This window comes from Stenotrophomonas sp. GZD-301 (assembly GCF_049310345.1).
Classification (GTDB): Bacteria; Pseudomonadota; Gammaproteobacteria; order Xanthomonadales; family Xanthomonadaceae; genus Stenotrophomonas.
In genome coordinates this window covers 42,289-61,330 of sequence record NZ_JBMOWY010000023.1, presented here as the reverse complement: position 1 = coordinate 61,330, position 19,042 = coordinate 42,289, and the positions used below count along the sequence as shown (strand labels likewise).

The window sequence follows — 19,042 nt, the reverse complement described above, 5'->3', positions numbered from 1 at the left end:
GCCTCGCTTCCTGCCGATCAAGAACGCCGCCTTGGAGTCCTGAGGCTCCGGCCGCGACTCCGCCCCGGTATAGCCGCTGTCGCCCAGCACGCAGTCCTCCTTGCCGTTCAGAAGTTCGTGCGTGACTGTGACATCGCCTACATTGGTAGCGGTGCATGTCACATGGTGCACAAGGCCAGAGAGCTCATTAATACCGATGTGCGCCTTCATGCCGAAGTACCACTGATTGCCTTTCCGGGTCTGGTGCATTTCCGGATCACGCGCCTTGTCGGCATTCTTGGTAAAACTGGGCGCGTGGATGATCGTGGCATCCACGATCGTGCCTGCGCGCAGACTGAGGTCCTGACGCTGCGGGTGGGCGTTGACCGCCTCAAGTATCTTGGCGCCAAGCCCATGTGTCTCCAGCAACCGAGGGAAGCTGAGGATCGTGGTCTCGTCTGGAATGCGCTCCAGGCTGTTGATGCCGGAAAGTCGGCGCATCACCGCCGTGTCGGACAGCGCTTCTTCCATCAAAGGGTCGCTCAGGGCGTACCACTGCTGCAGGAAATGGATGCGCAGCATGGTTGCCAACGGATACGGCTGCCGGCATGGACCTCAAGCTTGCCGGCCAGCGGCCGGCACTACCGTCGGATTTCGCGCAGATCTGTTCAGACCATCTTTAAGCGACCCGACGCGCTAAATACCACAAAACTATTTCCTCTCAACTGCTGTCAAAGCACTCATCAACTGATTGTAAGACCGCATGGCTCGGCGATGCGCCTCCACGAGCGCCCCCGCATACTCCTTTGCCCTCTCCAACTGAACTTGGCTTTCCATTCTTGCGATGGAGTTATGAGGGTCACGACGCTCCGCAAACTGAGCAGACTCCACGCCTGCCGAGATGACATTATTAAGTCGAATGGAATCCACCAAAGCCTTGAAATGAACATAAGTCAAAACTACGCGCTTTCGCAAATCCACGCTTCGAAGCTTTCCAAGCCTGCCAGCATTCGCCTCAAAAATAGTGAAATAATGGTCTGAAACGGGGTAGATCATAACTAATGCCTCCGAACCCGATGCGGCCTCTAAGACCCTACCACCCGAAGACATATGCACTTCGACCAAAGCACTAAGCTCATCAGAAATCGACTGCAGGAAGGACATCACCTCCGCATCATCTGCCAAAGAATCGCGGCGCATTTGCGCCTTCTCAGCATAACGACTAGCGCTCCTCGTTGCGTGCCAACCGAACGCACTACCAACCACTCCCGAGAACAACGACAGCGCGACAGTCCAGGCATCCATTTCTGCGTCCAGCTTTATGATAAGACATTGTATCATTCAACACTCCAAGCCAATCAGACTAAAGAGAATGGAATCACATCGCTTTGCACTGAATTTGATCCACCTACGACCGGGGGACGTGATCCTACTTCGCGGGAGGGGGGAAATCGCAGACCAAGTGCGCACGGTCGCCGGGGGCGAATTCACGCATGCAATGCTCTATGTCGGAGACGGGAGCCTCATACACTCAGACATAGATGGAGTGCACGCCGACAATGTTCAGCGCCTGCTCTTTGAAGATGAAACAGATGTCTTGGTGCGTCGCGCAATCTGTGCAGCGCACCAGCAACGAGAACAAGCAATCACTTACGTTCGCCGCAATATAGATGTGTCCTACTCAGTAAAAGAAGCTTTGAAAGCTTCAAAAACGGGTCATTGGACAGATCGATCAAATAGGCAATTCTGCTCTCGATTGATCGCGCAGGCCTACCAGAGTGCGGGAGTTAACCTCGTCCCTTCTCCAGACTACTGCACTCCAAATGATCTGGCACAATCCACCACCCTCCACTCAGTAAATGACTGCGTGCACCCTGCCTCACCCGAACATATTACGTTCGCACTAAGCGACAACCCGTTAGATCTGCAAAAAACTCAAACCGGGTTATTTTTCGATGCAGTCAGAAAAATAACCGGCGAAGACATTCAGAAACACGAACAACTCGCCGACCATCTCATTGGTAATCCACACCATGACACCAGCATCGCTGCGGCGTTCGTAGCAAGCGGACACCTTGACCTATGGAAGATAGATGTACGAAAAAATCCCTGGCGATATGGACGTGGACCCAACCTCTTACCGGACCGCGACCAGGCGCAGACCTTGGTCTTGATCAATGATGAAATTAAGTCATCTTCATCAATGCGCTCCCGATTTATACACCAGTACCAAGTCTACAGCCGAGTCCACCATTATCACCCCAGAGAATACTTCAAGGCGCAGATGAATTTGTATTTAACCTTGGTTGCAGTTCACGGAGCAAGGCTGATCACTGCATTGTCCGCGCGCAATTTATTTCAAGGTCGCCGAAGAAAGGGAAGCGGCTCTTCGTAGATCTGGCACTTCTATCCAGCGACAGGTCGTGCGCATGAGGAGGAGATGAGAATTCACCTAGGTATGGCCTGAGCAGATCACCCACAACGCAGAATTTTCGAGCCGAGCGGCGTCCGCGCCTTACCTGAGGCGCAGATCTTGTTGAGAAGGGGTTTGGAGGGTGCCGCTGGGCACCTCCAGGAGGATTTATCCCCGGGGCCGGAACGAACTGCCGGCGAGTCATCCACAGGTTGGACAGCACAAACAGCCTCAGTAACTGCGCGCCGTTCTTGGCCAGGACGCAATAGCGCACCTTGGTGTAACCAAACTGACGTTTGATGACGCGTAAGGGATGCTCCACCTTCGCGCGCATGCTGGCTTTGCAACTTCCCCAGCGCTCGTGCTGCCGACGGTCGCGCGCGTTCTTGATCGCCTTCAATGCGCCTCGCTTCCTGCCGATCAAGAACGCCGCCTTGGAGTCCTGAGGCTCCGGCCGCGACTCCGCCCCGGTATAGCCGCTGTCGCCCAGCACGCAGTCCTCCTTGCCGTTCAGAAGTTCGTGCGTGACTGTGACATCGCCTACATTGGTAGCGGTGCATGTCACATGGTGCACAAGGCCAGAGAGCTCATTAATACCGATGTGCGCCTTCATGCCGAAGTACCACTGATTGCCTTTCCGGGTCTGGTGCATTTCGGGATCACGCGCCTTGTCGGCATTCTTGGTAAAACTGGGCGCGTGGATGATCGTGGCATCCACGATCGTGCCTGCGCGCAGACTGCGGTCCTGACGCTGCGGGTGGGCGTTGACCGCCTCAAGCATCTTGGCGCCAAGCCCATGTGTCTCTAGCAACCGACGGAAGTTGAGGATCGTGGTCTCGTCAGGAATGCGCTCCAGGCTGTTGATGCCGGAAAGTCGGCGCATCACCGCCGTGTCGGACAGCGCTTCTTCCATCAAAGGGTCGCTCAGGGCGTACCACTGCTGCAGGAAACGGATGCGCAGCATGGTTGCCAACGGATACGGCTGCCGGCCTCGCCGGCCTGCAATCGGATAGTGCGGCTCGATCAGTGCCAGCAGTCGCTTCCAAGGCACCACCTGATCCATCTCGCTGAGGAACAGCTAGCGGCGCGTTCTCTTGCGCTGGCCCAGGCCTTCCGGATCACCGAACATCAGCTGCATGGAGGGTCCTTCAACGTGATCTGATGGACCTCAAGCTTGCCGGCCAGCGGCCGGCACTACCGTCGGATTTCGCGCAGATCTGTTCAGACCATGCTTAGATGGTGACTGTGTCGGTTCGCAGGAGGTTCGCAATGTCTAGTGCGGTTCAACATCCGCTCTTGGCCAGAAGCGCTCGTTCGCAGCAGACACTCAGGTCGAGCCGCGAAGCGGCTTCGGTTTGAATGAACGGTCAGATGCGCTCACAGGTGGACTCGACAGCCGCTTCCTTATGCATGGCGTTGACTGGAATGGAGCGCACGTGCGTACCGTTGAACTCAAGGATGCGAGACTCATAAACGGACTTCCTGGCCAGTTGATCGTCCTGCGCTTTCTGGCCGGCATCCTTTGTGACCGATGGATCTGACGCCGAGAGAAACTCGACATGGTTGATCCGGGATCTCACGACGTCACCCACAAGCTCCCACGTGCCGCTACTGCGATCCTCGAGTGTGAGAGGAGCCTTGCCAGGGGCGGAGATCAGGCTACGGGAGTGACCGGTAAAGGTGCCGTCCGGAAGCTTGGTTGTTTCATCAGTTACCGTGACAGTGAAGCCTGGTCCCTGCAGGACAGTTGGGCCACACCGCCAAGTGCCGAAAAGATCTGACGGACGAAGGGGCGTCGTGGCCGATGCGGAGCTGGCGGCGACGAGCAAAATGGCAACCGCTGGTTTTCGACGCATTCTCGCTCCCAAGCGCATCCAACTCCGGAATCAAGCCGACTCGCGAAGCGAGTTCAGCTGGGGTGACATGTCAGGCGCCGCCGACGAGTTGAGGCACGCGCCGCAGTGCGGACAATAGGAAATGAGGATGCCACCACCGCCCGCGCTCTCTGGGATGGCAATGCACCATTCGTTGTCTTCCGAATCCCACTCGTAGCGAATGTCGTAGTAGCAACTGTTCGTCTGCGCCTCAAATGCTTCGCAGCAGGCAGAGAAGTCGTTGGGCACGGAAGCTGTTCCTTCCGGGCATAGGCTTCCGTCAGCGTGGAGTCGATCCGATGCCATAACGCGCAACCACCCAATAGACGGACCCAGAGTCCGGTTGTACGACTTGCCCGCAACGTACCCTACGGCGGGCTTCCCCCTTGATACAGCTCGATCTTAGGGGGGCTGGGTCCAGCTGACAAGCCAGCGTGCAACTGACGCAGCGGTGGGCTCGGCGACCGCACCAATGTCCGCTATGAGTCGAACACGGACTGGAGCTGCTGCTGATAGGGACCGAGTGACCGCTCTCCGCCAGAAGCAGGCCTCCACGGCCGCCGTGGAGTTACTTCCGGCATTCGTCCAGACCGTGCTGACCGGTCATCGTAGTCACTCTTTATACCGAAGGGTGTCCGATGGGTCGCAGTGCGCTGTGGGCGATGGTACTTCTGGTCTCACCCGCGATGGCAATGGCGTCGGGTTCACGACTGCAGCCCTGCAGTGACGCCGATTCTTCACCCGCGCTGAGTGGCTCGCTGTGCACTACCGTGGACGTACCGCTGCGCCATGCCGATCCCTCCGGCGAGTCCCTGTCCTTGTTCATCCGTCGCATCCCCGCGAGTGCTGCCGTAGCCAGGCGCGGCGAGGTCTGGCTGCTGTCTGGCGGTCCTGGCGAGTCAGGGGCATCGCTGTATCCCATGATCCGAACCTATCAACGTGCGTTTCCGGGATTCGATCTCGTGATTCCCGATCACCGCGGCACGGGGCGGTCATCGCGCATCTGCCCCGTACAGGAAGCACCCGACAGTGCGGATGGCACCGGACTCGCAGGAGCGGAATGGGGCCCGTGCATCGGCGCGATGTATGCCAATCTCCCACGCACGTCGGCGTTTTCCGTCACCGAGGCCGCGCAGGACCTCGGCCTTCTGATGGCGCATGCCGACAAGCGCGGCACAGTTCTCCTGTACGGCGTCTCGTACGGCACCCAGCTGGCGCTACGTGCACTCCAGGTCAGCGATCTTCCGTTGGACGGCCTTGTCCTCGATGGCCTGGTGCCGCCTGAAACCACGGAAACATGGGATCTCAGCCGGCGCACCGCACTGGTCGACATGGTCGGGCAGCAAAGCATGGATGAAGGCACGCTCGAGCGTTATCGAGCGCTCCTGATGGACAATCAGGCGACCTGGCAGCAGGACGTTCCCGGCGGCGATCTGCGCCGGTTCTTTGGTGCATTGCTGAGCTTCCCAGCGCTGCGCGATCGCATCCCAGAGATCGTGCAGCACCTGTCCGATGGCGATACCCGTCCGCTGGTCGCGACGGCAGAAGACTGGAAAGTGGCGCTGGCGCAGCTCGGGCAGAGTGGGATCAATCAACCGGCATTGCCATTGGTCATGCTCATCGCCGCGTCGGAGAACAACGCACGCCCGGACCTCACCCTTTCCACGGTGAATGATGAAGCGAAGAACGCGCTCTTCGTCAGTCCCATTCCTGGCCTGCTCGCAGGCGGACATGTACCGCGCTACCCACGTGACAAGTGGTTCGGCAGGAGTCCGGACGCACTTCCCCGGACGCTGGTACTGCATGGAACGCTTGACCCGAATACCGCCTACGCCGGTGCAAAGGAACACGCCGCCACGCTCAGCACGTCAGGGCACATCACGTTCAGCACGGTCAACCGCGGTGCGCACCTGCTGGCGCTGGTGGCACCCCACTGCTTTGTTACGGCTGTCGGCAGCTTTGTTGACGGTCATGCCGTGGCCGACCACTGTACGGAGCCAGCGCCGGAGTGATTGTGCCGGCCCGGGGCGGACACCATCTGTTACCAACGAAACGCAGCCTGGTCACAGCAGTGAACCCGCCCCATCACTGCCTGCGTACGTCCGCGTCCGGCCACAAGCAGCCACGCGCCTGACTGGACGCCACCGACGGTTGAGCACGCGTCAGCCGTTGGGCACACCTGACAGCCGCGCCAGCACGTCTGCCCGGCACACATCCAGGATCTCGTCCGCCAGCGGCGAGTCGTCCGGGCAGGACCTGGACAACACCATCGCGCCAACTGCCTGGGCCATCAAGGCGATACGCCGCGCACGCGCCTGTTCGGACGTGGCGCCGTCGGCCTGACCTTCCGTGCAGGGACATACGGCCAGCTGCGCCTCGATACCTGCTGCGAAGGCTGCCTTGACCGGATCCGGCTGACGCGCCGCGTCGGTGGCCAGCGCTGACATGGTGCAGCCCTGGCCTGGCGCGTCACGATGCTGCCTGGACAGGTAGTAGCTCATGAAGCTCGCCCGGTCCATGTCGGCCGCGGCATCCGCCGATTTCGCCAGACCGCAGCTCGCCGCCTCGGCCATCAAGTCGGCCTTGGACCGGAAGTGCTTGTAGAAGCCGCCGTGGGTAAAGCCCGCGGCCGCCATCAGGTCTGCCACACCCACACCGTCGTAGCCCCGCTCCCTGAAGAGCGTGGAAGCGGTGTCGACGATGTGCGCCCGGTTGGCCTGCGCCTGTGCCTTGGTGACCTTCATGACGGCGTGTCTCTTGACGCTCTGCTTCGATGGGTTCGTACTTTAGCACGCATAGATGACCATCATCATCAAAACGTTGACATTTAAGATTACGGTCATCATCATTGCAGCACAGCCGAGCGGCGCCACTGCCCGCGCGCCCCCTCAACGATCACTACTCCGCCCCCACCATGACGACCTCGACGCTCTTTCAGCCCTACCCCCTTGGCCCCCTGACCCTGGCCAACCGCATCGTGATGGCACCGCTGACGCGCAACCGCGCCGCGGCCGGTCTGGTGCCCAATCCGCTGGCCGCCACCTACTACGCCCAGCGCGCCTCGGCCGGCCTGATCATCACCGAGGCTACCCAGATCTCGGCGCAGGCCCAGGGCTACCAGGACACGCCAGGGCTTTACACGAAGGACCAGATCGATGGCTGGCGCACGGTCACCGATGCCGTGCACGCACGCGGCGGACGCATCTTCGTGCAGCTGTGGCACGTGGGCCGCATTTCGCACGTGGATCTGCAGCCCGGCAACGCCGCGCCGGTATCCGCCTCGGCCATCCGGGCGCAGACCAAGACCTTCGTCCACAACGCTTTTGTGGATGTGTCCGAGCCGCGTGCATTGGAGATCGACGAGCTGCCGGCCATCGTCAACGACTTCCGCCGAGCTGCCGCCAATGCGATTGCCGCCGGGTTCGACGGTGTCGAAATCCACGGTGCCAACGGCTACCTGCTCGAACAGTTCATCAAGGATGGCGCCAACCAGCGCACCGACGCCTACGGCGGCTCGATCGAAAACCGAGCGCGCCTGCTGCTGGAGGTCACTGCGGCCGTGGCCGCCGAGATCGGCGCCGATCGCACCGGCGTGCGCATCTCGCCGGTCTCCCCGGCCAACGCCATCGCAACCATCAGCGATCCGCAGCCGCAGTACGACTACATCGTCGATCAGCTCAGCGCGCTGGGCATCGTCTACCTGCATGTGGTCGAAGGTGCGACGGGCGGCCCACGCGATGTCGCTCCGTTCGACTTTGACGGCCTGCGCCGCCGTTTCACCGGCACCTACCTGGCCAACAACGGCTATGACCTGGAGCTGGCCAACGCGCATCTCTCCGGAGGCAAGGCCGACCTGTTCGCCTTTGGCCGTGCCTTCATCAGCAATCCGGATCTGGTCGAACGCCTGAGGACCGGCGCGCCATTGAACGCCCTGAACCCGGCCACGTTGTATGGCGGCGGCGCGGAAGGCTACACCGACTACCCCGTCCTGACCGACACGCTGCCGCAGTAACGCCGTCGCGATCGCCATCGCCATCGCGCTGCCCTCCGATTACCCACTGCATTTCAAGAGACATACCATGAGCCTGCTTCCTGCTGTCCTCATCACCGGCGCCTCCAGCGGCATCGGTAGCGTATACGCCGAACGTTTTGCTCGCCGCGGTCACGATCTGGTGCTCGTCGCGCGCGACAAGGCGCGGCTGGACGCACTGGCCGAGCGCCTGCGCCACGAGACCGGCGTTGCCATCGACGTACTTCCGGCCGACCTCACCCAGCGCAGTGACCTGGCCACCATTGAAACCCGCCTGCGTGACGATGCCCGCATCGGCATCCTGATCAACAACGCCGGCATTGCCCAATCCGGCGGCTTTACCGAGCAATCGGCCGACAGCATCGAACAGCTGGTCACGCTGAACACCATTGCCCTGACCCGCCTGGCCGCTGCGGTTGCACCGCGCCTGGCCAACGCCGGCGAAGGCGCGATCATCAACATCGGTTCGGTGGTTGGGCTGGCGCCGGAATTCGGGATGTCCGTCTACGGTGCGTCCAAAGCCTTCGTGCTGTTCCTGTCGCAGGGACTGAGCCTGGAGCTGACGCCCAGGGGCGTCTATGTGCAGGCTGTGTTGCCCGCCGCTACGCGTACCGAGATCTGGGAGCGTGCCGGCATCGACATCAACACGTTGACGGAAGTGATGGATGTCGGCGAGCTGGTCGATGCCGCCCTGGTCGGCTTCGATCGTCGCGAGACCGTCACCATTCCACCGCTGCATGTGGCCGAACGCTGGAACACGCTGGACGCCTCCCGCCAGGGCCTTCTCTCGGACATCCGGCAGGCGCAGGCGGCGGAACGCTATCGCCCCGCCGAGTGAAGCCCAGGCCCCACAGGTACGCCACGACCCCTGCCCCGCAGCCCGACGGCATTCCTCAACCAGAGACACACCGCCCATGAAAGCCTTCCTCATCGACCGCTATGGCAAGAAGGTGACTGGCCGCATCGGTGACGCCCCGCAGCCTACGCTGCGGGATGACGATGTCCTCATCCGCGTGCACGCGGCCAGCGTCAATGCGCTGGACACCAAGATCCGCACCGGCGAGTTCAAGCTGATCCTGCCCTATCGCCTGCCGCTGGTGCTGGGCAACGACCTGGCCGGCACGGTGGTGAAGGTCGGCGCCGGGGTGCACCACTTCAAGCCGGGCGATGAGGTGTACGCGCGTCCCGATGATGATCGCATCGGCACCTTCGCCGAGTTCATCGCGGTCAACGCATCCTCTGTTGCCCTCAAGCCCGGCAACCTGACCATGATGGAGGCCGCCTCGCTGCCGCTGGTCGCGCTGACCGCATGGCAGGCGCTGGTCGAATCGGCCCAGCTCAAACCCGGTCAGAAGGTCTTCATCCAGGCCGGCTCCGGGGGCGTCGGGACCGTAGCGATCCAGCTGGCCAAATATCTGGGCTCCTTCGTTGCCACCACCACCAGTACGGCCAATGTCGGGTGGGTGAAGGCATTGGGCGCAGATGTCGTCATCGATTACAAACAGCAGGATTTCGCGACGGAACTGCGTGACTACGACGTGGTGCTCAACAGCCTGGGCAAGAATGAACTGACCCGTTCGCTGCAGATCCTCAAGCCGGGCGGGCATCTCATCTCCATCTCCGGGCCGCCCACTCCCGCCTTTGCGGCCGCGCGCAGGCTTGCCTGGCCGCTGAAGCAGGTGCTGCGCCTGCTCAGCCGTGGCATCCGCAGCAAGGCCAAGCAGAAGGGAGTGACGTACACGTTCGTGTTCATGCAGGCCAGCGGACAGCAGTTGGCCGAGATCACCTCGCTGGTGGAGTCCGGGGCCATCCGCCCGGTTATCGACCGGGTCTTCCCTTTCCAGGAGATCCCAGGCGCGCTGGCCCATGTGGAGAGCGGGCGGGCCAAGGGCAAGGTGGTGGTGGAGATACTGGAGCGTTGATGCCTTCGCTTGATCGCCCTGATTGACACCCGTGATCACCTGCGCCAGCCGCGCGTCGGCTACGGGCCAGAAGCGGACACAGTAACGACAGCCGACTACAGTTGCTCCCTGCTGAGCGAGCAGACGCTGTGCCACCGCCCCTGCCCACCGCTGGTTCCGGTGATGAGAACACGCTTGCCTTCAAGGCGGCCTGGATGGTTGCTTTGCATGATGCACCCAGCATGGCGCTGGATCGAATCAAAGCCAGTCAAGCTGTTTCCAGTGCGGGGTAGTCGACGAGTCCGGCGGCGCCACCAGAGTAGAACGTGCTCTTGTCCGGCGCGTTGAGCGGCGCGTCAGCGAGCAGGCGAGCCGGCAGATCCGGGTTTGCGATGAAGCTGCTTCCAAACACCGCAGCGTCTGCCCGACCCTCCTGCAACACACTTTCCGCGGTCGCCTTGTCCAGCCCGCTGCCGAGCAGATATGCACCGGTGAAGCGCGGGCGCAGCAGAGCGTGGTAGTCCGTGACGCTGCCGAACAACGCTACGTGCAGGTACGCCAACTTGAGCGGCTTCAACACGTCGACCAGATAGCTGTAGGTTTCAACCGGGTCTGCGTCGCTGATGTCGTTGAAGTTCATCTCGGGCGAGATCTTCAGACCCACACGATCAGAGCCTGCTTCTTCGGCCATCGCCTGCAGCACCTCGAGTACGAACCGTGCGCGATTGGCCAGACTACCGCCGTACTCGTCCGTGCGCTGGTTGGTGGACGAAGAAAGGAACTGTTCCGGCAGGTACCCGCTGGCGCCGTGCAGTTCGACGCCATCGAATCCGGCTTCCAGCGCCCGCCGGGTGGCAAGGCGGTAGCTTTCAATGACTTCTTTCACCTCGGCAGTGCTCAGTTCATGGGGCACCACAAAATCTCTCTGGCCTTCCTGGGTCCAGGTCTGGCCGCTGGCTTTGATGGCCGACGGAGCCACCGGCTGTGCGCCTTCAGGGAGGAGCAGCGGGTGGGAAACACGGCCGGTATGCATGATCTGCATGAAGATGCGACCGCCCCGTACGTGCACGGCGGATGTCACGCGTTTCCACGCGGCGACCTGCGCAGCGGTTTCGATACCGGGGGTACGGACGTAGCCCTTACCCAACGCGGAGGGAAAGACGCCTTCACTGATGATGAGGCCCGCGCTGGCACGCTGCTCGTAATAGGTGGCCACCACGTCTTCGGGTACGCCGGCATCATTCGCCCGAGAACGAGTCATGGGGGCCATGACCATGCGGTTGGGAAGGGTGTAGCGACCCACTTGGACTTCGGTAAACAAGGCGCTCATGTGCAATTCCTGGCCGCGGAGCGGCACGCATCTGGGAGAAGGTCACCATCCTGAAGAATTCCGCTCACGGGATAAAGCTGGTAATCTGGAAAATATTGCTCCATAGGTGACGCAATCATGGAACTGTTGAACGACATGGCGCTGTTTGTCGAGGTCGTAAAGGTGATGAGCTTTCGCCGCGCGGCGGAGATCACGGGCATCCCCAACTCAACCATTTCGCGCCGGATCAGTGGACTGGAAAAGGCGATTGGCCTGCGGCTGATGCACCGGACCACGCGCAAGCTGGAACTGACTGAAGCCGGCCATCTGTACTACGAGCGTTGCAAACACATCGTCGAAGAGGCAAGGCTGGCGCACGAGCAGCTTGGCAACATGCTTGCCCAACCCGCTGGAGTCCTGCGTGTGTCGATGCCGGTAGACTTCGCAGCGATGTACCTGGCTGAGCACATCGCAGATTTTGCCCGCGCCTATCCCGGCATCAGCTTTGAGTTTGACTTGACGCCGCGCCGGGTCGATCTGTTCACCGAACCGTTCGACGTGGCCATTCGCATCGGAGAGTCGGAGAACTCGAGCCTCATAGCGCGCGCGATCGCCAGCTTCTCGGCGGAACTGTACGCCGCACCCGGGTATTTGTCCGAAGCAGGCGAACCCAAGCATCCCCAGGATCTGACCGCGCACCAGTGCTTCCATATGCAGCGCGATGGTGAGTGGACGCTTCAAAATGGCAAGGAGAAGCGGAAAGTACCGGTTGGGGGCCGCTTCACCGTCAACAGCATCGGCATGATGCGTCGACTGGGTGGACTGGGGTTGGGGATCATCCTGATGCCTCCCAAAGCGGTCGAAGAGGATGTGGCATCGGGCAGGTTGCAACGTGTTCTGCCGAACTGGAAAGGCGTCCCGCTTACGGCATACGCAATGACCGAGACACGACTGCTGCCCGCGAAAACCCAGCGATTCATCGAGTTCCTTCGTGACCGGCTTTCCGCCACAACGACTCAGGCCACCGCCGGCATGTGATGCAGCAATCGGCTAGACCTGCACGCTGCGCTGTTGAATGCTTGCCGGCAGGTGTAGTACCAGATGGTCGATCAGACTTCGCACCGAAGGCAGCATGCCGCGCGGTGGCGGGTAAAGCAGCACGCGCGTGAAGCGGCGGGTCCCGCGCGCGGCTTCGGCGCGCTGACAGGGCTGGCAGCCCTATCAGCTCGGTCACACTCTCCGTAGCCGCCACCCGATTGCCCCACGGGCGCAGCAATCTTATCCAATTAGCCATCTTTATCCCGCGTGCGGAGACGAGGAAGATTCCTCCATCGCAACGACGGAGCACCTCGATGGCTCACCCTTCCAACCTTGGTTTTTCCCACGCCCCGGTTCACCGTGCCGGCAACGGCGCCCACTTCCGCGCCGACGGCCTGCGTGGCCAGGCAGTTTCAATCTCCCCGTTTCTCGGCGTGGACCACTATTGGATGAGCGGGCCGACCTTCCCGCCCCACTCTCATGCTGCCATGTCAGCAGTCTCTTACCTGCTGCAGGATTCGGAGACCGGCATGTCCAACCGCGATTCGATCGGCACCACGAATCTGATTCGCCCGGGCGGCCTGCACTGGACAACGGCCGGTAGTGGCGTGGTCCATGAAGAAGTCCCAGCCGAACCGGGCAAGTCGGTGCATGGCCTGCAGATCTTCGTGGCACTGCCTGAGTCCAAGCGGCACATCTCTCCCTTCCCGCTAACAATTGAACCCGATGCGGTACCGGTGATCCATCATCCAGGGGTGCAGGTCCGTGTTCCGGTGGGCCGCTACGGAAGCCAACAGTCTCCATTGATTCCGCCCACCGATGTGACCCTGCTGGACATAACCCTGGAATCGGGTTCCAGCATCGAAATCCCCTTGGCGGCAGGTGTCGCCATGTTCGCGATGCCCATCCAGGGTGCCGTCAGTATCCAGGGCCACAGGTTTGCCCCGGATGATCTCAGCGTCCCTGTTTTTGCCGAGCACGACGCACCGCGCTCGCTTGTTCTCTCCGCCCACGAGGGCGCTGCCCAGGTGGTGCTTTTCAGCGGCCATCCCTTCCCACTGCATTAATCCACCCCGAGGAGCATCACCATGAAACAGCAACGCTTTACTGCCGAGAACACCGCCCTGCTGCTGATCGACCACCAGGTTGGCACCATGCAGCTGATCAAGAACATCGACACCACATTGGCCGCCAAGCAGTCGATTGCGCTGGCCAAGATGGCGAAAATTCTCAACCTGCCCACCGTCATCACCTCAAGCCAGGAAGACAACGCACAGGGCCCGATCCTGCCGGAGATTGCCGAGATCCTTCCCGAAGCGCACGACGCCCGCGTAAAGCGTCCGGGCGTGGTCAACGCCTGGGCTTATCCGGAGTTCCGCGATGCAGTGATCGCAACCGGTCGCAAGAACCTCATCATGGCCGGCGTCACCACCGATGTGTGCCTGATCTTCCCGTCCATTGATGCTGCGCTGGAAGGCTTTGCTGTGCAGGCTGTGATGGATGCGTCCGGCTCGCCGAGCGACCTGTCCGAAGAACTCTCCCGCCAGCGCATGCACGATGCAGGCGTCGTGCTGACCACTACCAACACCCTGATGGCCGAGATTGCCCAGGACTGGTCCACGCCCAATGGCCAGCAGTTGATCGGCTTGCTGTTCAGCGATGTGTTCCCGGCGATGGGTGCCGGCATTGCCTGATTCATGGCAGATGGCGGTCGGGGTGCCATGCGCCCCGACCCGTTGTCCGCAAACTTATGACTATCGCCCGCGGTGGATTCAAGCAGCATGCAAACCGAGCAGTCTGAGATCCTGGTCATCGGCGGTTCGTTGGCAGGTCTGACCTTCGCCTTGGCATGCGCCACGCGTGGCATGCGCGTACGCATCATCGAACGTTCCACCGGGCACGTGCAGGGTGGCGACAGTCTGAGCGTTGACCTCAACGCAGTGAGGGCAGTGACCGGCTTCGATCCACGCCATGCGCCCGCCTTGCCGGTGGTACCGGCCTACCGCGACCTGACCACATGGAATGCTCTTTACCGCTGGCTGCATGATCGAGCTTCACGCACCTCAGGTATCAGCATTGAGGAAGGTATGAGCGTGTCGGCGGTGAACGACGAGCAGAGTCGCCCGTTTGTCACACTGGAGGACGGCAGCACCCGTGCTGGCCGCGCGATCATCGGCGCTGACGGTTACCGGAGCTTGATACGCAGAGCTGTCTCGCCAGAGGCCCCCTACGCACAGTACGCTGGCTACCTGGTATGGCGCGGACTTGTTGATGAGCGCCTGCTTTCGCAGCCGGTCGCGTGGCCCTCCAACGGTGGACTCTGGATTGAGTTCGTTGCCGGCTATCGGCTTGTGGCGGCGGTACTACCGGGACGCGATGGGTCGCTAGAGCCAGGGAGCAGGCAGATCACCTTCGCGTGGTTCGATGCACACCAGGAGGTACTGCTGCGGAGCACGGGCTGCCTGACTGGAAGCGGAAGCATCGTGGGAACCCTACCGCGGGGAATGATTGACGCGTCCGTCCGAAAAACACTGCTTGAAGCGATTCCATCGGTATGGCCCGCGATCTGGGCAGAAGCTGTCGAGGCAGGTATAGCAGGTGAGAACCTGCTGAGCGGAGCACCCATCGCGGAGTACCGGCCAGAGCGCTTGGCTCGCGGCAGGATCGCCCTCATCGGCGACGCCGCACATACGGTCTCACCTATGACAGGGCGAGGCTACCTGACCGGTGTGGAAGACGCTGGGGCGTTGGCACAGGCGCTGGCTGACCTGGGGGATGAGGAGAATGCCGTAGTCAGAGCGCTGTCGATCTACGAATCATCGCGCCTGCCGTATGTGAAAGGGCTTGTATCCCTCTCCTGCCGAATCAGTGACGACTACCGGAAGTACGCTTCAGAGAACTGAGGAGATTCTCTGTGTCCGCCTTGTCCTTTTTCCGCTACCGGCCAGAAGCAGACCTTCCTGACTCTTCTGCTTGGACTGGGGATATGCTGCTTGCCGTACTGCAACTCTGAAGGACAGCCAGCCATGGTGAAGGCCCCTACTCGCACCATCTGCATGCTGACCTACCCTGGCGCCCAGTCGCTGGATATCAGTGGACCTGTGGAGGTGTTCGCACTGGCCAGCCGCCAGGCCGATGAAGACCGCAACGGCAGTAGGCCGCTGTACGCGGTAAAGCTGCTCGCTGTGGACACGAGCCCTGTGGTGATGTCTTCGGGCATTCGCCTGCTACCTGATCTGCCGTGTGCAGACATGCCGGACGACACCGACACGCTGCTGGTGTGCGGCGGGATGGGAAACTCGCTGGATCTTGCCAGGGCTGACCGGACGCTGGTCGCCTGGCTGGGCAAGGCCGGAGCGCGTGTGCGGCGGGTAGCCTCGGTGTGTAGCGGCGCACTCCTACTGGCCGAAGCCGGGTTGCTGGATGGCCGCGAGGCCACGACCCACTGGAGCGATGTACGCGAACTGCGCGAACGCTATCCCAAAGTGCGCGTGCAGGCCGACGCCATCTATACCCACGACGGCCACGTGTGGGCCTCTGCTGGAATCACCGCAGGAATGGACATGGCCCTGGCCATGGTCGCAGAGGATCATGGGGCGTCGCTCGCGCTCAAAGTGGCGAAGCGGATGGTAATGGCCAACAAGCGCTCTGGCGGGCAAAGCCAGTTCAGTCGCCAACTGCAGTCGCTGGATCTGCCTGACCAGTTCCAGCAACTGGAGCAATGGATGCGGGACAACCTGCATCTGCGCTTGAGTGTGGACGAGCTCTCGGAACGCCTCCACATGAGCCCCAGGCAATTCAACCGCCGTTTCGTCAAAGCGTTCCTGCTCACGCCCCAGAAGTACGTCGAGCAACTGCGGATCGAAGCAGCTAAGCCACTACTGGAAAGCACGCGCAAAGACATTCAGTGGGTGGCCGGTGAGTGTGGGTTCGGATCTGTCGACGCACTGCGGCGCGCCTTTGTCCGCCACCTCAGCGTGACGCCAGGCGAGTACCGGGCACGGTTCGGCTCCCTCTAACCTGTCTCGATCCGCCGCGTTGATGTCCGCATCTGCCGGTGAGCCTCAGCTACGTTATCGTCCCCGGATCAGGGAGGCCTTCAGGCGTCCCGCCCCCCTTCAGGACACCTCGTGGTCATACCCACTATGCGTCGCCTCCGTCTGCTTGCCGGTCTCAGTGCCGCCATGCCATTGTTTGCATCGGCCGTTGAGGAACTTCCACTTCCAACCGGTTGCCAGGCAACCCAACACGCTGTGGAGGTGGCACGCGCACCAGACACCGACGAGGGCGCGTTTCCCCCGGTCCAGCTTGAGGTCCGTACGCCGTTCGAACCCAGCGTCTTCAGTGCAGGCGGCTACCAGTACCTTGTGTACGAGCTGCAGCTGCGAAATCACGCCGAAACTGCATTGCACGTCAACGCAGTGGACATTCTAGCGCCCAGTGTCGAAGGCACTGACGTGTTGCTCCGCATTTCCGGAGACGCCCTGCGTGACCAGATGCGCCTTGTCGGGGGCGGCTCGATCGACTCCACGCATGCATTGGAGGCGGGCCGCTCAATCGCGGTATTCCTCTGCGTTGCCTTCAAAGAAGGGCTGAACGTGCCAGACCGATTGCTGCATGCGATCGTGCTGGATGGCGCAGTGGCCCAAGGTCCCGTGATGGGCACACGACATGATGTAGTGAAGACGCTGTCCGGTCCCGTGCGTGGCACTCACTGGCTGGCCGACAACGGCTTGGCCCTTGATCGTCACCACCGGCCGGGGGTGTTGGTAGCAGGGGGAAGCGCACAGATCTCACGCCGGTATTCCATGGACTGGAAACGCCGCATCGATGGCGAATTTCTTAAGGGCGACCCGTTGGACGTCCGCAGCTATCACGCCTACGGGCAACCCGTGTTCGCCGTTGCGGATGCCACGGTCATTCAGGCCAGGGACGGGTTCCCGGACAACATCCCCAAAACCCCCGCCGGGTTCACCCCTGCAGTGCCATTGAGCATGGCCTCATTGGCAGGTAACACCGTGGTGCTGGACGTGGGTGGTGGTCAGTTTGCGCACTACGCACACTTGCAACCTGGAAGTGTCACGGTCAAAGCTGGTCAGCGCGTCCGGCGCGGCGAGCCGCTCGCAAGGATCGGCAACTCAGGCGATGCGCGGTGGCCCCACCTGCACTTCCAGGTGACCACGGGACCCGGGATCATGAGCAGCGAAGGGTTGCCGTTTGTGCTTGATCAGTTCCGTGCCAGAGGGCCTTCGGGCGCTTGGAGCGTCAGGCACAACGAGTTTCCGTTGGCGGAGGGTGATTTGGAGCTTTCATACTGGCGATGGACGGTGGCAGCGCGGTTAAGGCCGCTGCCACACGTGGTCGTATGGTCACCAGATAAGGTCCGCTTCCGGCCAATAGCGGACATCGAACAGCTGATCCAATCCAAACCAAAAGGCGGCGGAGTTGTCGGCTCTCGGGTGGAAGCGCAGACCCGCCGAGCCGCCACCCGCCCTGCAACCGCCTACTTGCCGGTCATCTTCAAGGCGGCCTCCGGCAAGCGTGCGCCGCTGACACGGATCTGGGCCACTTCTTCATTGATGCGGGCCAGGTCGCCCTCATCCAGCACCAGATCCACCGCGCCCAGATTCTCATCCAACCGATGACGCTTGGTCGTACCCGGAATCGGTGAGATCCACGGCTTCTGCGCCAGCAGCCAGGCCAGCGCAACCTGGGCCGGCGTGGCGCCCTTCTCTGCGGCCATTGCCTTTACCACGTCCACCAATGCCATGTTGGCCCGGCGCGATTCAACAGAGAAGCGAGGCACCGCATTGCGGAAATCCGTTGCATCGAACTGCGTGTGCTCGTCGATCTTCCCAGTCAGGAATCCCGCGCCCAGTGGACTGAAGGGTACGAAGCCAATGCTCAGCTCTTCCAGCAACGGAAGAAGCGCGTTCTCCGGCTCGCGCCAGAACAGCGAGTACTCGCTCTGCACAGCCGTCAGCGGCTGCACGGCATGCGCCCTGCGGATCGTCTGCACACCGGCTTCGGACAAGCCGAAGTGCGCAACTTTGCCTTCTGCAATGAGTGCCTTCACTGTGCCGGCAACCTCTTCAATTGGCACTGCCGGGTCCACGCGATGCTGGTACAGCAGGTCAATGCGTTCGGTACGCAGCCGCTTCAGGCTGGCGTCGACGGCTGCCCTGATGTGTGCAGGTTGGCTGTTGGTGCCCGGGCCGCGGGCGCCGGTCACCGGGTCGATGTCAAAACCGAACTTGGTGGCGATCACGACCTGGTCGCGCACGGGTGCCAACGCCTCCCCCACCAGCGCTTCGTTGGCAAAGGGACCATAGGCTTCGGCTGTATCGAAGTGAGTGATCCCACGCTCCACCGCCGCGCGGATCAGCGCGATCATCGCCTGCTTGTCTGCCGCCGGACCGTAGGCCGAGCTCATGCCCATGCAGCCCAGGCCGAGGGCGGAAACGTCAAGGCCTTGTCCCAGGGTACGTGTCTTCATGA

16 protein-coding genes and 3 pseudogenes are annotated in these 19,042 nt (G+C 61.6%); 11 read left to right on the top strand and 8 right to left on the bottom strand.

All coding sequences use genetic code 11. The annotated features are described in order from the left end of the window. Both ACO6VK_RS06320 and ACO6VK_RS06315 read right to left on the bottom strand, forming a co-directional pair. A pseudogene (locus ACO6VK_RS06320) lies at nucleotides 1-591 on the bottom strand (IS5 family transposase); the annotation flags it as partial. Nucleotides 592-690: 99 nt separating this feature from the next. After that, nucleotides 691-1,284 carry a hypothetical protein gene (locus tag ACO6VK_RS06315; RefSeq protein ID WP_422506053.1) on the bottom strand — a complete coding sequence of 198 codons (594 nt, stop codon included), beginning with the start codon at nucleotides 1,282-1,284 and terminating at the stop codon, nucleotides 691-693. Between the two features lie 16 nt (nucleotides 1,285-1,300). Between ACO6VK_RS06315 and ACO6VK_RS06310 the strand changes: the two genes are divergently transcribed. Next, the gene (locus ACO6VK_RS06310; RefSeq protein ID WP_422506052.1) at nucleotides 1,301-2,374 is read left to right on the top strand and encodes a YiiX/YebB-like N1pC/P60 family cysteine hydrolase; all 1,074 of its coding nucleotides are present in this window, start codon (nucleotides 1,301-1,303) and stop codon (nucleotides 2,372-2,374) included. Between the two features lie 190 nt (nucleotides 2,375-2,564). Here the strand turns inward: ACO6VK_RS06310 and ACO6VK_RS06305 are convergent. The 3 genes and pseudogenes from ACO6VK_RS06305 to ACO6VK_RS06295 form a co-directional block, all read right to left on the bottom strand. Then, nucleotides 2,565-3,470: pseudogene (locus ACO6VK_RS06305) on the bottom strand (IS5 family transposase); the annotation flags it as partial. A 289-nt stretch (nucleotides 3,471-3,759) separates the two neighbouring features. Further along, nucleotides 3,760-4,248 carry a hypothetical protein gene (locus ACO6VK_RS06300; RefSeq protein ID WP_422506051.1) on the bottom strand — a complete coding sequence of 163 codons (489 nt, stop codon included), beginning with the start codon at nucleotides 4,246-4,248 and terminating at the stop codon, nucleotides 3,760-3,762. Nucleotides 4,249-4,278: 30 nt separating this feature from the next. Then, a complete protein-coding gene (locus ACO6VK_RS06295; protein ID WP_422506050.1) occupies nucleotides 4,279-4,515 on the bottom strand; it encodes a hypothetical protein in 237 nt (78 codons plus the stop codon). A gap of 521 nt (nucleotides 4,516-5,036) precedes the next feature. Between ACO6VK_RS06295 and ACO6VK_RS06290 the strand changes: the two genes are divergently transcribed. After that, a complete protein-coding gene (locus ACO6VK_RS06290; RefSeq protein ID WP_422506049.1) occupies nucleotides 5,037-6,278 on the top strand; it encodes an alpha/beta fold hydrolase in 1,242 nt (413 codons plus the stop codon). Nucleotides 6,279-6,428: 150 nt separating this feature from the next. On the opposite strand, the gene ACO6VK_RS06285 is transcribed toward ACO6VK_RS06290, so the two are convergent. After that, nucleotides 6,429-7,010 (bottom strand): TetR family transcriptional regulator, encoded by a 582-nt coding sequence (locus tag ACO6VK_RS06285; RefSeq protein ID WP_422506048.1) that lies wholly within the window; start codon nucleotides 7,008-7,010, stop codon nucleotides 6,429-6,431. A gap of 170 nt (nucleotides 7,011-7,180) precedes the next feature. Between ACO6VK_RS06285 and ACO6VK_RS06280 the strand changes: the two genes are divergently transcribed. The 3 genes from ACO6VK_RS06280 (at nucleotide 7,181) to ACO6VK_RS06270 (ending at nucleotide 10,218) form a co-directional block, all read left to right on the top strand. Continuing rightward, the gene (locus ACO6VK_RS06280; protein ID WP_422506047.1) at nucleotides 7,181-8,278 is read left to right on the top strand and encodes an alkene reductase; all 1,098 of its coding nucleotides are present in this window, start codon (nucleotides 7,181-7,183) and stop codon (nucleotides 8,276-8,278) included. A 67-nt stretch (nucleotides 8,279-8,345) separates the two neighbouring features. Further along, on the top strand, nucleotides 8,346-9,134 hold the full coding sequence (locus tag ACO6VK_RS06275; protein ID WP_422506046.1) for an SDR family NAD(P)-dependent oxidoreductase: 789 nt from the start codon (nucleotides 8,346-8,348) through the stop codon (nucleotides 9,132-9,134). Between the two features lie 76 nt (nucleotides 9,135-9,210). Then, nucleotides 9,211-10,218: an NADP-dependent oxidoreductase gene (locus ACO6VK_RS06270; protein ID WP_422506045.1), complete on the top strand. Its 1,008-nt coding sequence runs from the start codon at nucleotides 9,211-9,213 to the stop codon at nucleotides 10,216-10,218. Nucleotides 10,219-10,465: 247 nt separating this feature from the next. On the opposite strand, the gene ACO6VK_RS06265 is transcribed toward ACO6VK_RS06270, so the two are convergent. Then, nucleotides 10,466-11,527: an alkene reductase gene (locus ACO6VK_RS06265; RefSeq protein ID WP_422506044.1), complete on the bottom strand. Its 1,062-nt coding sequence runs from the start codon at nucleotides 11,525-11,527 to the stop codon at nucleotides 10,466-10,468. A gap of 117 nt (nucleotides 11,528-11,644) precedes the next feature. Between ACO6VK_RS06265 and ACO6VK_RS06260 the strand changes: the two genes are divergently transcribed. The 6 genes and pseudogenes from ACO6VK_RS06260 to ACO6VK_RS06235 all read left to right on the top strand — a co-directional run. Next, nucleotides 11,645-12,544 carry a LysR substrate-binding domain-containing protein gene (locus ACO6VK_RS06260; RefSeq protein ID WP_422506043.1) on the top strand — a complete coding sequence of 300 codons (900 nt, stop codon included), beginning with the start codon at nucleotides 11,645-11,647 and terminating at the stop codon, nucleotides 12,542-12,544. A gap of 314 nt (nucleotides 12,545-12,858) precedes the next feature. After that, nucleotides 12,859-13,611, top strand: a complete 753-nt coding sequence (locus tag ACO6VK_RS06255) for a pirin family protein (RefSeq protein ID WP_422506042.1) — start codon at nucleotides 12,859-12,861, stop codon at nucleotides 13,609-13,611. Nucleotides 13,612-13,632: 21 nt separating this feature from the next. Next, nucleotides 13,633-14,238 carry an isochorismatase family protein gene (locus tag ACO6VK_RS06250; protein WP_422506041.1) on the top strand — a complete coding sequence of 202 codons (606 nt, stop codon included), beginning with the start codon at nucleotides 13,633-13,635 and terminating at the stop codon, nucleotides 14,236-14,238. An 87-nt stretch (nucleotides 14,239-14,325) separates the two neighbouring features. Further along, nucleotides 14,326-15,447 carry an FAD-dependent monooxygenase gene (locus ACO6VK_RS06245; protein ID WP_422506040.1) on the top strand — a complete coding sequence of 374 codons (1,122 nt, stop codon included), beginning with the start codon at nucleotides 14,326-14,328 and terminating at the stop codon, nucleotides 15,445-15,447. A 123-nt stretch (nucleotides 15,448-15,570) separates the two neighbouring features. Continuing rightward, nucleotides 15,571-16,563, top strand: a complete 993-nt coding sequence (locus ACO6VK_RS06240; protein ID WP_422506039.1) for a GlxA family transcriptional regulator — start codon at nucleotides 15,571-15,573, stop codon at nucleotides 16,561-16,563. A 126-nt stretch (nucleotides 16,564-16,689) separates the two neighbouring features. Then, a pseudogene (locus ACO6VK_RS06235) lies at nucleotides 16,690-17,712 on the top strand (M23 family metallopeptidase); the annotation flags it as partial. Between the two features lie 335 nt (nucleotides 17,713-18,047). Here ACO6VK_RS06235 and ACO6VK_RS06230 read toward each other — a convergent pair. Further along, nucleotides 18,048-19,040, bottom strand: a complete 993-nt coding sequence (locus ACO6VK_RS06230) for an aldo/keto reductase (RefSeq protein WP_422506038.1) — start codon at nucleotides 19,038-19,040, stop codon at nucleotides 18,048-18,050. Nucleotides 19,041-19,042 lie beyond the last annotated feature (2 nt).

Excerpts from the sequence above, each read along its gene's own strand:
- ACO6VK_RS06315 (WP_422506053.1), bottom strand. The coding sequence starts at position 1,284 with ATGGATGCCTGGACTGTCGCGCTGTCGTTGTTCTCGGGAGTGGTTGGT.
- ACO6VK_RS06275 (WP_422506046.1), top strand. The coding sequence starts at position 8,346 with ATGAGCCTGCTTCCTGCTGTCCTCATCACCGGCGCCTCCAGCGGCATC.
- ACO6VK_RS06245 (WP_422506040.1), top strand. The coding sequence starts at position 14,326 with ATGCAAACCGAGCAGTCTGAGATCCTGGTCATCGGCGGTTCGTTGGCA.
- ACO6VK_RS06310 (WP_422506052.1), top strand. The coding sequence starts at position 1,301 with ATGATAAGACATTGTATCATTCAACACTCCAAGCCAATCAGACTAAAG.
- ACO6VK_RS06240 (WP_422506039.1), top strand. The coding sequence starts at position 15,571 with ATGGTGAAGGCCCCTACTCGCACCATCTGCATGCTGACCTACCCTGGC.
- ACO6VK_RS06285 (WP_422506048.1), bottom strand. The coding sequence starts at position 7,010 with ATGAAGGTCACCAAGGCACAGGCGCAGGCCAACCGGGCGCACATCGTC.
- ACO6VK_RS06255 (WP_422506042.1), top strand. The coding sequence starts at position 12,859 with ATGGCTCACCCTTCCAACCTTGGTTTTTCCCACGCCCCGGTTCACCGT.
- ACO6VK_RS06300 (WP_422506051.1), bottom strand. The coding sequence starts at position 4,248 with ATGCGTCGAAAACCAGCGGTTGCCATTTTGCTCGTCGCCGCCAGCTCC.
- ACO6VK_RS06280 (WP_422506047.1), top strand. The coding sequence starts at position 7,181 with ATGACGACCTCGACGCTCTTTCAGCCCTACCCCCTTGGCCCCCTGACC.
- ACO6VK_RS06230 (WP_422506038.1), bottom strand. The coding sequence starts at position 19,040 with ATGAAGACACGTACCCTGGGACAAGGCCTTGACGTTTCCGCCCTCGGC.
- ACO6VK_RS06260 (WP_422506043.1), top strand. The coding sequence starts at position 11,645 with ATGGAACTGTTGAACGACATGGCGCTGTTTGTCGAGGTCGTAAAGGTG.
- ACO6VK_RS06265 (WP_422506044.1), bottom strand. The coding sequence starts at position 11,527 with ATGAGCGCCTTGTTTACCGAAGTCCAAGTGGGTCGCTACACCCTTCCC.
- ACO6VK_RS06250 (WP_422506041.1), top strand. The coding sequence starts at position 13,633 with ATGAAACAGCAACGCTTTACTGCCGAGAACACCGCCCTGCTGCTGATC.
- ACO6VK_RS06270 (WP_422506045.1), top strand. The coding sequence starts at position 9,211 with ATGAAAGCCTTCCTCATCGACCGCTATGGCAAGAAGGTGACTGGCCGC.